The organism is Microbacterium sp. 67-17 (genome assembly GCF_001898325.1).
Classification (GTDB): Bacteria; Actinomycetota; Actinomycetes; order Actinomycetales; family Microbacteriaceae; genus Microbacterium; species Microbacterium schleiferi.
The window spans coordinates 87,117-100,697 of sequence record NZ_MKTR01000006.1; the positions used below are offsets into that span (position 1 = coordinate 87,117).

General features: G+C 65.2%; 14 protein-coding genes. 7 read left to right on the forward strand and 7 right to left on the reverse strand.

Annotation, left to right across the window (positions count from 1 at the left end; all coding sequences use genetic code 11):
* Position 1: 1 nt before the first annotated feature.
* Complete coding sequence (locus BGO47_RS02270) at positions 2–565, reverse strand: DUF3043 domain-containing protein (RefSeq protein ID WP_292708146.1); 564 nt, start codon at positions 563–565, stop codon at positions 2–4.
* Between the two features lie 46 nt (positions 566–611).
* Between BGO47_RS02270 and BGO47_RS02275 the strand changes: the two genes are divergently transcribed.
* The 5 genes from BGO47_RS02275 to BGO47_RS02295 all read left to right on the forward strand — a co-directional run bounded on the left by BGO47_RS02275 (position 612) and on the right by BGO47_RS02295 (position 5,693).
* Positions 612–2,006 (forward strand): dipeptidase, encoded by a 1,395-nt coding sequence (locus BGO47_RS02275; protein ID WP_292708149.1) that lies wholly within the window; start codon positions 612–614, stop codon positions 2,004–2,006.
* Positions 2,007–2,091: 85 nt separating this feature from the next.
* On the forward strand, positions 2,092–2,457 hold the full coding sequence (erpA, locus tag BGO47_RS02280; RefSeq protein WP_228178613.1) for an iron-sulfur cluster insertion protein ErpA: 366 nt from the start codon (positions 2,092–2,094) through the stop codon (positions 2,455–2,457).
* A 138-nt stretch (positions 2,458–2,595) separates the two neighbouring features.
* Entirely contained in the window at positions 2,596–3,507 is a 912-nt protein-coding gene (gene coxB / locus BGO47_RS02285; protein WP_228178614.1) for a cytochrome c oxidase subunit II, read from the forward strand.
* Complete coding sequence (gene ctaD, locus BGO47_RS02290; protein ID WP_292708157.1) at positions 3,507–5,273, forward strand: cytochrome c oxidase subunit I; 1,767 nt, start codon at positions 3,507–3,509, stop codon at positions 5,271–5,273. The genes coxB and ctaD overlap by 1 nt, the downstream gene beginning before the upstream one ends.
* A gap of 3 nt (positions 5,274–5,276) precedes the next feature.
* Complete coding sequence (locus BGO47_RS02295) at positions 5,277–5,693, forward strand: cytochrome c oxidase subunit 4 (RefSeq protein WP_228178616.1); 417 nt, start codon at positions 5,277–5,279, stop codon at positions 5,691–5,693.
* A gap of 67 nt (positions 5,694–5,760) precedes the next feature.
* Here the strand turns inward: BGO47_RS02295 and BGO47_RS02300 are convergent, their stop codons facing one another.
* The 6 genes from BGO47_RS02300 to BGO47_RS02325 all read right to left on the reverse strand — a co-directional run bounded on the left by BGO47_RS02300 (position 5,761) and on the right by BGO47_RS02325 (position 11,765).
* Positions 5,761–6,675 (reverse strand): DMT family transporter, encoded by a 915-nt coding sequence (locus tag BGO47_RS02300; RefSeq protein ID WP_228178617.1) that lies wholly within the window; start codon positions 6,673–6,675, stop codon positions 5,761–5,763.
* 57 nt (positions 6,676–6,732) lie between these two features.
* A complete protein-coding gene (locus BGO47_RS02305; protein WP_228178618.1) occupies positions 6,733–7,137 on the reverse strand; it encodes a rhodanese-like domain-containing protein in 405 nt (134 codons plus the stop codon).
* Positions 7,138–7,300: 163 nt separating this feature from the next.
* Positions 7,301–9,175, reverse strand: a complete 1,875-nt coding sequence (locus BGO47_RS02310) for a cytochrome bc complex cytochrome b subunit (protein ID WP_292708162.1) — start codon at positions 9,173–9,175, stop codon at positions 7,301–7,303.
* On the reverse strand, positions 9,172–10,251 hold the full coding sequence (locus BGO47_RS02315) for a Rieske 2Fe-2S domain-containing protein (protein WP_228178620.1): 1,080 nt from the start codon (positions 10,249–10,251) through the stop codon (positions 9,172–9,174). Before BGO47_RS02315 ends, BGO47_RS02310 begins: the two co-directional genes overlap by 4 nt.
* Positions 10,252–10,292: 41 nt before the next feature.
* Complete coding sequence (locus tag BGO47_RS02320) at positions 10,293–11,096, reverse strand: cytochrome c (protein ID WP_292708164.1); 804 nt, start codon at positions 11,094–11,096, stop codon at positions 10,293–10,295.
* Positions 11,097–11,120: 24 nt separating this feature from the next.
* Positions 11,121–11,765: a heme-copper oxidase subunit III gene (locus tag BGO47_RS02325; RefSeq protein ID WP_228178622.1), complete on the reverse strand. Its 645-nt coding sequence runs from the start codon at positions 11,763–11,765 to the stop codon at positions 11,121–11,123.
* Positions 11,766–11,868: 103 nt separating this feature from the next.
* Between BGO47_RS02325 and trpD the strand changes: the two genes are divergently transcribed.
* Both trpD and BGO47_RS02335 read left to right on the forward strand, forming a co-directional pair.
* Positions 11,869–12,930, forward strand: coding sequence for an anthranilate phosphoribosyltransferase (trpD, locus tag BGO47_RS02330; RefSeq protein ID WP_292708166.1), 1,062 nt, complete (start codon positions 11,869–11,871; stop codon positions 12,928–12,930).
* A gap of 139 nt (positions 12,931–13,069) precedes the next feature.
* Positions 13,070–13,564 (forward strand): aromatic ring-opening dioxygenase LigA, encoded by a 495-nt coding sequence (locus tag BGO47_RS02335; protein WP_292708168.1) that lies wholly within the window; start codon positions 13,070–13,072, stop codon positions 13,562–13,564.
* Positions 13,565–13,581 lie beyond the last annotated feature (17 nt).

The window sequence follows — 13,581 nt, forward strand, 5'->3', positions numbered from 1 at the left end:
CTCAGCTCGGGTACTGACCCCGGCGGACCTGGGCCTTGGGCAGGCGCATGAAGCGCATCTGGACGCTGCGCATCGACGCGTACCAGCCGAGCCCCTTTTCGACCTTGCTCTCGCCGAACTTGTCGCGCACGGCGCGCTTCACGCGGATCGACGTGATGATCATGTCGCCGATCACGAAGAAGATGAACACCCACAGAGCGACGAACGCCCAGTACTGGATGAACTGGAGCGGGATGAAGGTCGCGACGATGACGACGACCATCGCCGGCATCACAGCCTCGCCGAGGTGCCAGCCGGCGTCGACGAAGTCGCGCGCGAACTTGCGCTGCGGCCCCTGATCGCGCGCGGGGAGGTACTTCTGCTCGCCGTTGGCCATGCCGATGCGGGCGCGCTCCCGGGCCGACGCGAGCTCAGCCTTGCGCTGCGCCTTCGCTTCCTTCGTGTCGGGAACGAGCGGACGCTTGCGTGCAGCCTCCTGTTCGGCGCGGCTCGGAGTCGCCTTTCCCTTGCCGACGGTCGACGTCGACGCGTCCTTCGGTGCCTCGGGGGCGGGGGTCTTGGCCACGGTGATCCTCGCTGTCGCGTTACGGGTTGTCCTTAAGATTACCCGCATGAGTGATATCGCCTCCCGTTCCGATGCTGTCCGCGACTCCGCCGAGACCGGCATTCCCCGTGCACTGGCGGATCTGGGCGATCTGGTGCGGATTCCCTCGATCGCCTGGCCGTCGATGGATCAGCAGCAGCTCGTGCGCAGCGCAGAGGCCGTTGCAGCCCTGGTCGAAGGCACGGGAGTGTTCGATTCGGTGACCATCAAGCGGGCTGCGATTCCTGGAACCGAAGAGTTCGGACAGCCAGCCGTGCTCGCAACGCGTGCCGCGCGCAACGGTCGCCCGACGGTGCTGCTGTACGCCCACCACGACGTCCAGCCGATCGGCGACGAGGCCCTGTGGGAGACCCCGCCGTTCCAGCCCACAGTTCGGGAGGGGCGGCTCTACGGGCGTGGTGCTGCCGACGACAAGGCCGGCATCATGGCGCACATCGGTGCGATCCGTGCCCTGGTCGAGGCGCTGGGTCCCGACTTCGATCTCGGACTCGCGCTGTTCATCGAGGGCGAAGAAGAGTATGGCTCCCGCTCTTTCGCGCAGTTCCTGAGTGATAACGCGGATGCCCTGCGTGCCGATGTGATCGTGGTCGCGGACTCCGGCAACTGGGACGACCGGACCCCCGGGCTCACGGTCTCGCTGCGCGGCAATGCCCGCTTCTCGATGCGGGTGCGCACGCTCGAGCATGCGTCCCACTCGGGCATGTTCGGGGGAGCAGTGCCCGATGCCATGATGGCGACCATCACGCTGCTCGCGACGCTGTGGGACGCGGATGGATCGGTCGCGGTCGCGGGACTGACCTCGCGAGAGGCCGAGACCCCCGAGTACACCGAAACCACGCTGCGTTCGGAGACGGGCCTGCTCGATGGGGTGAGCCCGATCGGCGACGGCTCGATCATCGGGAGGATCTGGAACAAGCCGTCGGTCACCGTGATCGGTATTGATGCGACGGACGTGGCCTCGGCATCCAACACCCTCGCACCCGAGGTGACAGTCGTCATCAGCGCCCGCGTCGCGCCGGGACAGTCGGCAGCGGATGCGTACGCGGCGATGGCGGCCCACCTGCGTGCCCACTCACCGTTCGGGGCTCGGCTGGAGTTCTTCGATGTCGACCTCGGCAACCCGTTCCTCGTCGACACGACAGGATGGGCGGTCCAGGATGCCCGCGAGGCACTCACCGAGGGGTACGGCGTCGATCCGGTCGATATCGGGGTGGGCGGATCGATCCCGTTCATCGCGGACCTGGTCCGCGAGTTCCCGGGCGCGCAGATCCTGGTCACGGGTGTGGAGGATCCGCACTCCCGGGCGCACAGTCCCAACGAGTCACTCCACCTCGAGACCTTCCGGCATGCGCTGATCTCCGAGGCGCTGCTGCTGGAGAAGCTGGACGCGCGCACGCTCTGACCCGCCCGCATTTCCGCCGTCCTCGCCGAGAGCGGGCGTAGAATTTCAGCATCCGCCCCGACGGCTTCAGCCGATAAGGAGAGTCATGACCGACACCGCACTGACCACGGACCAGACCGCCCGCGAGCACGGCGTCGCGCTCACCGACGCCGCCGCCGCAAAAGTCAAGAACCTGCTCGACCAGGAGGGCCGCGATGACCTCCGTCTCCGCGTGGCTGTCCAGCCCGGCGGATGCAGCGGACTCATCTACCAGCTGTACTTCGACGAGCGGTATCTCGACGGAGACAAGACCGTCGACTTCGAGGGCGTGGAAGTCATCGTCGACGACATGAGCGTCCCGTACCTGGACGGCGCAACCATCGACTTCAAGGACACGATCTCGGAGCAGGGCTTCACGATCGACAACCCGAACGCGCAGGGCAGCTGCGCGTGCGGTGACAGCTTCCACTGACCCAGAAGCTTCAGCCTGCGAGAAGGCCGACCTTCAGTATCCCGAAAGTGCGTGGATGCTGAGTGGTTGGCCTCAAGCAGGTGTGAGCTTGCCCTAGACTGACCACAGTCACACTTCGCAACGTGGAAAGGTGCGCCTGTGCCATCCAAACGCCGACTCCGCTGGGTTCTTCTTCCGGTTGGTGCCGCCGCGGCCCTGGTGCTCGCAGGATGTACGCCGACGGAGCTGAACGGATTCCTTCCCGGCTTCGTCGAAGACGGAACTCCTGCGACCAACCACACCGAGATGATCTCGGGACTGTGGGTCAACTCGTGGATCGTGCTGCTGGCTGTCGGCGTCATCACGTGGGCGCTCATGGGGTGGGCCGCGATCGCCTACCGTCGCCGTAAGGGCCAGACCGGCCTGCCCGTGCAGCTGCGGTACAACATGCCGATCGAGATCTTCTACACGATCGTGCCGTTCATCCTCGTGATCGGTTTCTTCGCCTTCACGGCGCGGGACCAGGCGATCATCGAGACGCAGTACGAAGACCCGGACGTGTCGATCACCGCGATCGGCAAGCAGTGGGCGTGGGACTTCCAGTACAACGGTGACGAGGAAGACAACTCCGACGCCGTCTGGACGATGGGTATTCAGGCCCAGCCCGACAAGGCCGGCAACATCGACCAGGAGGCGCTGCCGACGCTGTACCTGCCGGTCGACCAGACCGTGCAGATCAAACTGCAGTCGCGGGATGTCATCCACTCGTTCTGGGTCGTCGACTTCCTCTACAAGAAGGACATGTACATCGGGAAGGACAACTACTGGTCCTTCACTCCGACCCGTGAGGGCACCTACGCAGGCCGCTGTGCGGAACTGTGCGGTGAGTACCACTCGATGATGCTCTTCACCGTCCAGGTCGTGAGCGCCGACGAGTACGAGGACTACCTCGCAAGTCTCGAGGCAAAGGGTCAGACCGGCGACATCAACGACGCATACGACCGCCTGCAGAACACGCCGAACGATCCCACGGATCCCTCGGTCCAGCAGTCAGATGAGGGGAACGAGTGATGGCCACCACGCTGCCGCTTCAGGACGCGGACTCGTCGCGCCCGCGCACTCTCCCGGCACGGCAGGCGGCGCTGATGTCGTCGTCGCGTGTCGAGCAGAAGGGCAACATCGTCGTCAAGTGGATCACCTCCACTGACCACAAGACGATCGGGTACATGTACCTGATCGCTTCGTTCCTGTTCTTCCTGCTCGGCGGTGTGATGGCGCTCATCATCCGTGCGGAGCTGTTCGAACCCGGCATGCAGGTGCTGCCCACGAAGGAGCAGTACAACCAGTTGTTCACGATGCACGGCACGATCATGCTGCTGATGTTCGCGACTCCGCTGTTCGCCGGGTTTGCGAACGCCATTCTTCCCCTGCAGCTCGGTGCCCCCGACGTCGCGTTCCCCCGCCTGAACGCCTTCGCGTTCTGGCTCTTCCTGTTCGGCTCGATCATCGCGATCTCCGGCTTCCTCACCCCGCAGGGTGCGGCCGCGTTCGGGTGGTTCGCCTACCAACCGCTGGCGAACGCGAGCTTCTCACCGGGGGTCGGCGGCAATCTCTGGATGCTCGGCCTCGGCATGAGCGGTTTCGGCACGATCCTCGGAGCCGTCAACTTCATCACGACCGTGATCACGATGCGCGCCCCCGGCATGACGATGTGGCGGATGCCGATCTTCAGCTGGAACACGCTGGTGACCAGCATCCTGATCCTCATGGCCTTCCCGGTGCTGGCTGCGGCGATCCTCGCCGCGGCGGCAGACCGCGTGCTCGGTGCACAGATCTACAACCCCGAGAACGGTGGCGTGCTGCTGTGGCAGCACCTGTTCTGGTTCTTCGGTCACCCTGAGGTCTACATCATCGCACTGCCGTTCTTCGGCATCGTGACCGAGATCTTCGCGGTGTTCAGCCGCAAGCCGGTCTTCGGCTACAAGACGCTGGTCTACGCGACGATCTCGATCGCCGCACTCTCGGTGGCGGTGTGGGCACACCACATGTACGTCACCGGCGGAGTGCTGCTGCCGTTCTTCGCCCTGATGACCATGCTCATCGCCGTCCCGACGGGCGTGAAGATCTTCAACTGGATCGGAACGATGTGGCGAGGGTCGGTGACCTTCGAGACACCGATGACCTTCGCGCTCGGCTTCCTCGTCTCGTTCGTCTTCGGTGGGCTGACCGGTGTCATCCTCGCGTCGCCGCCGCTGGACTTCGCACTGTCTGACTCGTACTTCGTGGTCGCGCACTTCCACTACGTGATCTTCGGAACCGTCGTGTTCGCGATGTTCGCGGGCTTCTACTTCTGGTGGCCCAAGTGGACCGGTCGGATGCTCAACGAGCGCCTCGGTTACGTTCACTTCTGGTTGCTGTTCATCGGTTTCCACATGACGTTCCTCGTCCAGCACTGGTTGGGCGTCGAGGGCATGGTCCGCCGATACGCCGACTACGCGGAAGCCGACGGATTCACCTGGCAGAACCAGCTCTCTACCGTCGGGTCGATGATTCTCGCTGTCTCGATGATTCCGTTCCTCTTGAACGTGTGGATCACCGCTCGCAAGGCGCCAAAGGTCACGGTCAACGATCCGTGGGGCTATGGTGGTTCGCTCGAGTGGGCTACGTCGTGCCCGCCGCCGCGACACAACTTCACATCGATCCCGCGCATCCGTAGCGAGCGTCCGGCATTCGACCTGAACCACCCCGAGGCTGCGCCGATGACGGTCGGTGTCGGCCCGGCCAAGGATGCTCCACACACACCGGTTGTCGATCTTGCCGATGGGAAGGTGAAGTAGTCCATGCGCACCAATGTGTCGCTGTGGTGGATCCTCACGGGCTTCTTCGCTCTCGTTGCGATCGCGTACACCGTCTGGAGCGTCATCTGGTATGGCAACCTCGAGTGGGTTGGCACCGTCGCCCTGTTCTTCACCGCTCTGATGGGTGCACTCATCGGGTTCTACACCGGCGCCGTTCACCGCGCGCAGGGTGGTGAACTGCCGGAGGACGTTCTCACAGCGGACATCGACGACGGTGACCCCGAGATCGGTGAGTTCAGTCCCTGGTCCTGGTGGCCCCTCGTCCTCGCATCTTCGGCCGCTGTCGCCATCATCGGGCTCGCGGTCGGCGCGTGGATGGTGCCCATCGGCCTCGGTATCTTCGTCGTCGCGATCATCGGCTGGGTCTACGAGTACTACCGCGGCTACTTCGCCCGCTAGGTTCCCGCTTCGCCGGCTAGGCCCTGCGTCCGTCCCCTCGCTGCGCGCTCTCCGTTGAGAGCCCTGATTAGCGGGAGCGTTGGACGAGGAGCACGCCGCCGATCACGATGAACGCGCCGATGAGCTCGTTCAGCGTGAACCGTTCGCCGAGCACGATGATGCCGAGCGCCACTCCGACCACCGGAATCACATACGTGACGGTCGACGCACCGACGGCGCCCCACTCGGTGACAACGCGCGTGTTCCAGACGTAGACGATCCCGGTTCCCAGACATCCGAGGGCGACGAGCGCGAGGACCGGGGCCGGGGCCCAGGCTACCGGCGAGAGACCGATGACGGGGAGCAGAGCCAGGGCGAGCACCCCTGCCACCGCCATCTGTGTCGACGCGATCGTCACGCTGTCGTGGGTGTGGGTCCCCGTGATGAAGCGCCGCATCCAGCCGAGAGCGATGCCGTACGAGGCGGTGGCACCCAGACAAGCGAGCTGCGCGGGAAGAGATGCGGCGAACTCTGCGGAGGAGACGACATCCCACACGCCCATGACGATCGCGACACCGATAGCTCCGATGATCACCCCGACCAGGCGTCGTGCCGTCATCCGTTCGCTGGGGAGCACGACGACGGCCACCAGTGTCGTCCACAGTGGCGTTGTCGCGTTCAGGATGGCCGACAGCCCGGATGGCAGGCTCTGAGCAGCCCAGGCGAAGAGCAGAAACGGCAGAAGGCAGAAGAAGACCGCCACGACGATCATGTGCACCCACAGGCGGCCTTCGCGCGGCCACCGTCGACGCGTGAGTGCCATGATCGTGGCGAGCGTGACAGAGCCCAGGATGATGCGTCCCAGAGCCACCTGAGCAGGGTCGAAGGAGTCAACCGCAACCTTCATGAAGAGGAAACTCGCTCCCCACACCAGCGACAGCGCCGCGAACATGAGGACCACGGTGCTGGAGCGCGCTGGCGCGAGAGTCGGCGACGAGGACACGACGGTCACGCTACTCGCCGGGGCGGCCAGGGCACTGGCGGGAATCGGACCCCTCGTTCACCGGCGCACGACCATCACGAGCGGGTCGAACTCGCGGGGGAGCGGACCGTCATCGTTCTCGGTCGGCTGGCCTTCCCGTGCCCAGTATTCGAACCCCCCGATCATCTCCTTGACCGCGTAGCCGAGCTTTGCGAACTCGAGCGCTCCCTTGACGCCGGCGTTGCAGCCCGGGCTCCAGCAGTACACGACGACAGTGGCGTCCGGGGCAATCTCGCGCGGGGCGCGCTCCGCGATCTCGCGGTAGGGCATATGGATCGCGCCGGTGATGCGTCCCTGGCGCCAGGCGTCGACGCCGCGCACATCGACGAGCACGATGTCTTCTCCGGCCTTCTGAGCGGCGTACACGTCCGACGGATCGGTCTCGTGGGCGAGGCGGGTGGCGAAGAAGTCTGCGCTGCTCATGATGCCGACACTAGAGGCAAGTCATGACATTGAGAGCGCCGCAGGCACCCTCCTGCGGCCACGTTTCGGCCGGATCCTGCCATTGCCCGCTGCAGTGAGATGCGGGCAACGGCGCGGGCCCGACATCCGTGGATGCCGGGCCCGCGCACTGGTTGATTCGGGACTACTTCGTGTCGCCGCTGGGGTGAACGTCGTCGTCAGGATCGACATCCGTGTTCGACGTGCCCTTATCGGCAGCCGTGTTCTCCACGACCTCGTCAGTGACGATCACGTTCGTCGGGCGAACAGCCGTCTCGGACTGCTTGCCGTCGGTGATCGGGTGGTGCGGAGCATCCGGAACCCCGGCGCGCTCGTGCATCGCCTGGATCTCGGCATCCTCCTGCTCGGCGATGTGGTCGAGCTCGTGGTGCTGGTGCGAGAGCGCCTCGTCGACCTCGGCCTGCGTGACAGGAGCGAGGCGGTCTTCGAAGAACCAGCGCGACAGCGAGGCACGGAAGTTCTGGTGCCACGGAATCTGCCCACCCGAGTTCGGACGAACGACCAGCGGCTCGTAGATCTCGAAGTCCACGAGCTTCCAGCGCTCGTACTCGTCGACGGGCTGGTGAACCTCGATGTACTCACCACCGGGGAGGCGGACGATGCGGCCCGACTCGTAGCCGTGAAGGGCGATCTCGCGGTCCTTCTTCTGGAGCGCGATAGCGATGCGCTTCGTGACGAAGTAGGCGATGACCGGACCCACGAACAGCAGAGCCTGCAGCGTGTGGATGACACCCTCCATCGTCACCCAGAAGTGGGTGGCGATGATGTCGGAGGATGCCGCTGCCCACAGCACCGCGTAGAAGGTGACGCCGGCGGCGCCGATGGCGGTGCGGGTCGGGGCGTTGCGCGGACGCTGCGCGATGTGGTGCTCGCGCTTGTCGCCGGTGATCCACGCCTCGATGAAGGGGTAGAACGCGACCAGGGCGATGAAGAGCACCAGCACCGTGATCGGCAGGATGATGTTCCACGACCAGGTGTGATCCCAGAAGACCGTCTCGAGGTGCGGCGGCACGAGACGTAGCGCACCGTCGGCGAATCCGATGTACCAGTCAGGCTGGGTACCCGCAGACACCGGCGAGGGGTCATAGGGACCGTAGTTCCAGACCGGGTTGATCGTGAAGAGGGATGCGATCAGCACGATCACACCGAAGACGATGAAGAAGAATCCACCCATCTTCGAGGCGTACACCGGGAGCATCGGGTAGCCCACGACGTTGTCGTTCGACCGGCCGGGGCCGGCGAACTGCGTGTGCTTGTTGATGATCATGAGGATCAGGTGTGCCGCGAGCAGCGCGACCAGGATCGCCGGCAGCAGCAGGATGTGCAGTGTGTACAGGCGTCCGACGATCTGCATGCCGGGGAACTCGCCGCCGAACAGCAGGAACGAGGTCCAGGTGCCGATCAGCGGGATGCCCTTGATCATGCCGTCGATGATTCGGAGGCCATTGCCCGAGAGCAGGTCGTCGGGGAGCGAGTAGCCGGTGAAGCCCTCACCCATCGCGAGGACGAACAGCACGAAGCCGATCAGCCAGTTCAGTTCACGCGGCTTGCGGAACGCGCCGGTGAAGAACACTCGCAGCATGTGCACACCGATACCGGCGATGAACACGAGCGCTGCCCAGTGGTGGATCTGGCGCACCAGCAGACCGCCGCGGATGTCGAACGAGATCCGCAGGGTCGAGTCCAGCGCCGCCGACATCTCCACGCCACGCATCGGGATGTAGGCGCCCGTGTAGTGGGTGGGAACCATCGAGGCCTGGAAGAAGAACGTCAGGAACGTTCCCGAGAGCAGGACGACGACGAAGCTCCACAGCGCGATCTCACCGAGCATGAACGACCAGTGGTCGGGGAAGATCTTGCGACCGAGCTCTTTGACCAGTCCCGAGAGGCTGGTGCGCTCGTCGAGGTAGTTGGCGGTGGCGCCGACGAATCGGCCGCCGAGCGGCTTTTCTCTGGTGGTACCGACGGCCGTCTCGTCAGTAGCGGTGGCGGTGCTCAATGGCGCTCCCAGAAGCTCGGGCCGACGGGTTCGGTGAAGTCGCTCTGCGCGACGAGGTAACCCTCGTCATCCACCTCAATGGGCAGCTGCGGCAGCGGACGTGCTGCGGGCCCGAAGATGACCTTCGCGCCGTCCGAGACGTCGAACTGCGACTGGTGGCAGGGGCAGAGCAGGTGGTGTGTCTGCTGCTCGTAGAGAGCCACGGGGCAGCCGACGTGGGTGCAGACCTTGGAGTAAGCGACGATGCCGTCGTACGACCAGGTCGCCCGCTCAGGTGTTTCGGTGATCTGCTCGGGCAGCATGCGCACCAGCAGCACGATCGCCTTGGCCTTCTCTTCGAGGTAGCCCTCTTCGTGGCTGAGTTCGGCGAGCGGCTCGGGGATCACGTGCACCGCCGAGCCGAGAGTGACCTCGGATGCCTTGATCGGCGTGCCCTCGGGGTCCTTGGCCAGACGCATGCCGGGCTTCCACATGGTGTGGCTGAGGAGGTACACCGGGTTGCCCGCGTTGGGGCGCTCGGGAGTGTTCTCGGGGGCAAGACCACGGAAGAGGGTGATCGCCGGAAGGATCGAGGCGATCAGGGCCGCGAAGAGGCCGCCGCGGATGACGGTGCGTCGTCCGAATCCTGACTCCTCGTTGGCGGCTTCGAAGACGGCTACGGCGCCGGCACGCGTCGCGTCGGTGCCACGAGTGGGGTGGCGGGCCTCGGTGTGCTCCTTGTCGGACATCACCGCCTTGGACCAGTGGATCGCGGCGACACCAATAGCCAGCAGCGCGAGGGCGATGCCGAGGCCGATGAAGAGGTTGTTGTCGCGGATCGCCGGGATCTCGCCGCTCTCGATCGGGAAGATCATGTAGGCGGCAACTGCCCACAGCGACCCGGCTACCGAGATGTAGAAGAGCGTGTAGATCGTGCGGACGGCGCGCTTCATCGCCGCCGGGTCCTTGTCGGTCATCCGCTCACGGTGCGGCGGAAGCTCGGGGTTACGCACGGGGTCGGTGACGGCGACGGCCGTTCCCGACGAGGGCTGGTACGACGCCCTGTCGAGGCCGTGCGGGTCGTCCTCGTGTGCCATGGTGCTCCTCTAGCGTCTTGCTACGTATTCGGTATGCGGGGTCAGTTGGATTTCGCCGTGATCCACACGGTGATGCCGATCAGGGTGCTGATCCCGAAGATCCAGATGAACAGACCCTCAGCGACCGGTCCGAGCGACCCGAGCTTGAATCCACCGGGGGACTCGGTCTGCTGGATGTACAGCAGCGACGAGATGATGTCTCGCTTGTCCTCGTCGGTCAGGTACATGTCGTTGAACACCGGCATGTTCTGGGGGCCGGTGACCATCGCGGCGTAAATGTGCAGAGCGCTGACCTCGGTCAGGGCGGGAGCGTACTTGCCCTCGGTCAGGGCGCCACCGGCGCCGGCGACGTTGTGACACATTGCGCAGTTGATGCGGAACAGCTCAGCTCCGCGTGCGACGTCGCCTTCACCGTCGAGGATCTCGGGGTCCGGGAAGTCGGGACCGGGAGCGACGGACTGCACGTAGTTGGCCATCGCGAGGATCTGCTCGTCGGTGAACTGCACCGGCTTCTGGGGGGCCTGGGGACCCTGCATCTGCAGCGGCATCCGGCCCGTGCCGACCTGGAAGTCGACGGCGACGGCGCCGACACCATAGAGCGAGGGGCCGTTCTCGGTGCCCTGCAGGTCAAGGCCGTGGCAGGTGGCGCAGTTGGCCTGGAACAGCTTCTTGCCGTCCTCGATCGTCAGGCTGGTCGCCGTGGCGGTGTCGGGTTCGGTGGCTGCCATCGCACCGGAGGCGCCCGCGTAGACGCCGCCGGTGATGAGCAGTCCGATGCCGATCAGTGCGGTCGCTGCCCAGGGGCTCCGGCGGCCGGTCGAGCGGCGCTTGGTCTGTCGTGCCATGAGGGTGATTCAGCTCCGCTCGGGTTACTTGAGGAAGTAGATGACGAAGAACAGGGCGATCCAGACCACGTCGACGAAGTGCCAGTAGTACGACACGACGATCGACGAGGTCATCTCCTTGCGGCCGAAGTTCTTGACCGCAAAGGCGCGTCCGATCACGAGGAGGAAGGCGATGAGGCCACCGGTCACGTGCAGGGCGTGGAAGCCGGTCGTCAGGTAGAACGCCGAGGCGTACGCGTTCGCCTGGATTGGCATCCCTTCGGCGACGAGCTGGGCGTACTCCCACACCTGGCCCGACACGAAGATGGCGCCGAGAGCAAAGGTCAGCCAGAACCACTCGACCATGCCCCAGCGGTCGCGGAACCGGTTGGTCTTGACCGTGTACGGCTGGAAACGCTCAGCGGCGAACACACCCATCTGACAGGTGACGGATGAGAGCACCAGGATCGTGGTGTTGACCGCAGCGAACGGGACGTTCAACAGCTGGGTCTCTTGGGCCCACAGGTCGGGGGAGGTGCTTCGCAGTGTGAAATAGATCGCGAAAAGGCCGGCGAAGAACATGACTTCGCTGCCGAGCCACACGATGGTTCCAACTGCGACCGGGTCGGGTCGCTTGACCGACCGCATGGCCTGGGAGTACGTCGCTGAGCTGGTGGTCACATTCTTCATTATGGCTGAAGATTTGCCTGGGGTTTCGCATGAGCCACCACTGATGTGAGGTGGTTTGCGACTTAGGTGCACCTCAGTTGCCCGCCCCGCTACGCTCGGAGCCATGACCCAGCAGTCGTCATGGTCCTCGATCATCAGCGCCCTCCTCGAGGGTAAGGACCTCAGCGTGTCGGAGTCGACGTGGGCAATGCGCCAGATCATGGCTGGGGAGGCGACTGCCTCGCAGTTGGCCGGATTCCTCATCGCCCTCCGTGCGAAGGGCGAGACCGTCGATGAGATCGTGGGTTTCCGCGACGCAATCCTCGAGGCTGCGCTCCCGCTTCCCGTGGATCCTCACGTCCTGGACATCGTCGGAACCGGTGGAGACCGTCATCGCACCGTCAATGTGTCTACGACAGCATCGATCGTCGCCGCTGCCGCCGGCATCCCGGTCGTCAAGCACGGGAACAAGGCGGCGAGTTCTGCATCCGGGTCTTCCGACGTCCTCTCGGCGCTCGGCATTGATCTTCGCCTCTCGCCGGATGCCGTCGCCGAGGTCCTCGACCGCGCCGGCATCACCTTCGCCTTCGCTGCCGCATTCCACCCCGGATTCCGGCACGCCGGGCCCACGCGCGCCGAGCTCGGGGTTCCGACCGTCTTCAATTTCCTCGGCCCGCTGTGCAACCCCGCCCGTGCCGAGGCGAACGCGGTGGGCGTCGCGCAGCTGGACCGCGTTCCTCTGATCACCGGCGTGTTCCGCACACGCGGCGCAACAGCGCTGGTGTTCCGCGGCGACGACGGGCTCGATGAACTGACCACCACCGGACACAGCCGGATCTGGGAAGTGTCGCGCGGCGACATCCACGAGCACGATCTCGATCCGCGGGATCTCGGCATCCCGCTTGCGATGCTCGACGATCTTCGCGGTGGCGCGCCCGAGCACAACGCCGAGATCGTCCGGCGTGTGCTGGCGGGCGAGACGGGGCCGGTGCGTGACATCGTGCTGCTGAACGCGGCAGCGGGGATCGTGGCGTTCCGGCTGTCGCAGGATGCCGCGCAGGCGCAGGTGCCCATTGTTGAGCGCCTGCGGGAGGCGCAAGTGGACGCCGCTGCGGCTATCGACTCGGGTGCTGCTGCGGCAAAGCTGGACGCGTGGGCCGAGGCGACCGCTGCGCTCGCGCCCTGACCTGGGTCATTCACCGAATTTCTCGTCGGGGGACCTACGTCACTTTCCGTAGGCTGGCCGGCTTCGTACCGTGGATGTCGACGGTGAGAGACACCGTCGAATCCCCCCGACGATGCATGTCCCTGAAGGAGAAATCGCCATGTCCGCCACCGACACAGCCAGCGCCACCGACACCGTTCAGGCGCCCGCCCGCAACCTCGGTCTCGTGAAGGTGGTGGGGATCCTCGGCATCGTCGGCGGCGCCCTGCTCATCATCGTGGGCATCGTCGTGTGGGCTACCGTCTCGAGCCAGCTGCGCGCCGAGAACATCACCATCCCCGAGGACGCGATCGCCTTCCAGGGCCAGACCGTCGCCGGCCCCTTCACCGCCTACGTGCAGGCCGACATCATTCAGCACCACGCCCTCGAGGCATCCGGCGGTGCCACCTACGCCGAGCTCGACCGCGAGGACCCGGTGCGCGCGACAATGATGAACGCATCGTTCCTGCGGGCATCCCTGTTCACCTCGGTGGTCAGCTTTGGTGTCTCCGCTTTCGCGATGGGGATCGGTGTGCTCTCGATCCTGTTCGGCTGGGCTCTCCACCGCCTCGCCAGTGCCCCCGTCGTCGTCAAGCGCGCGGGAGTCACACCCTGACGCGCTGACGTCCCGCC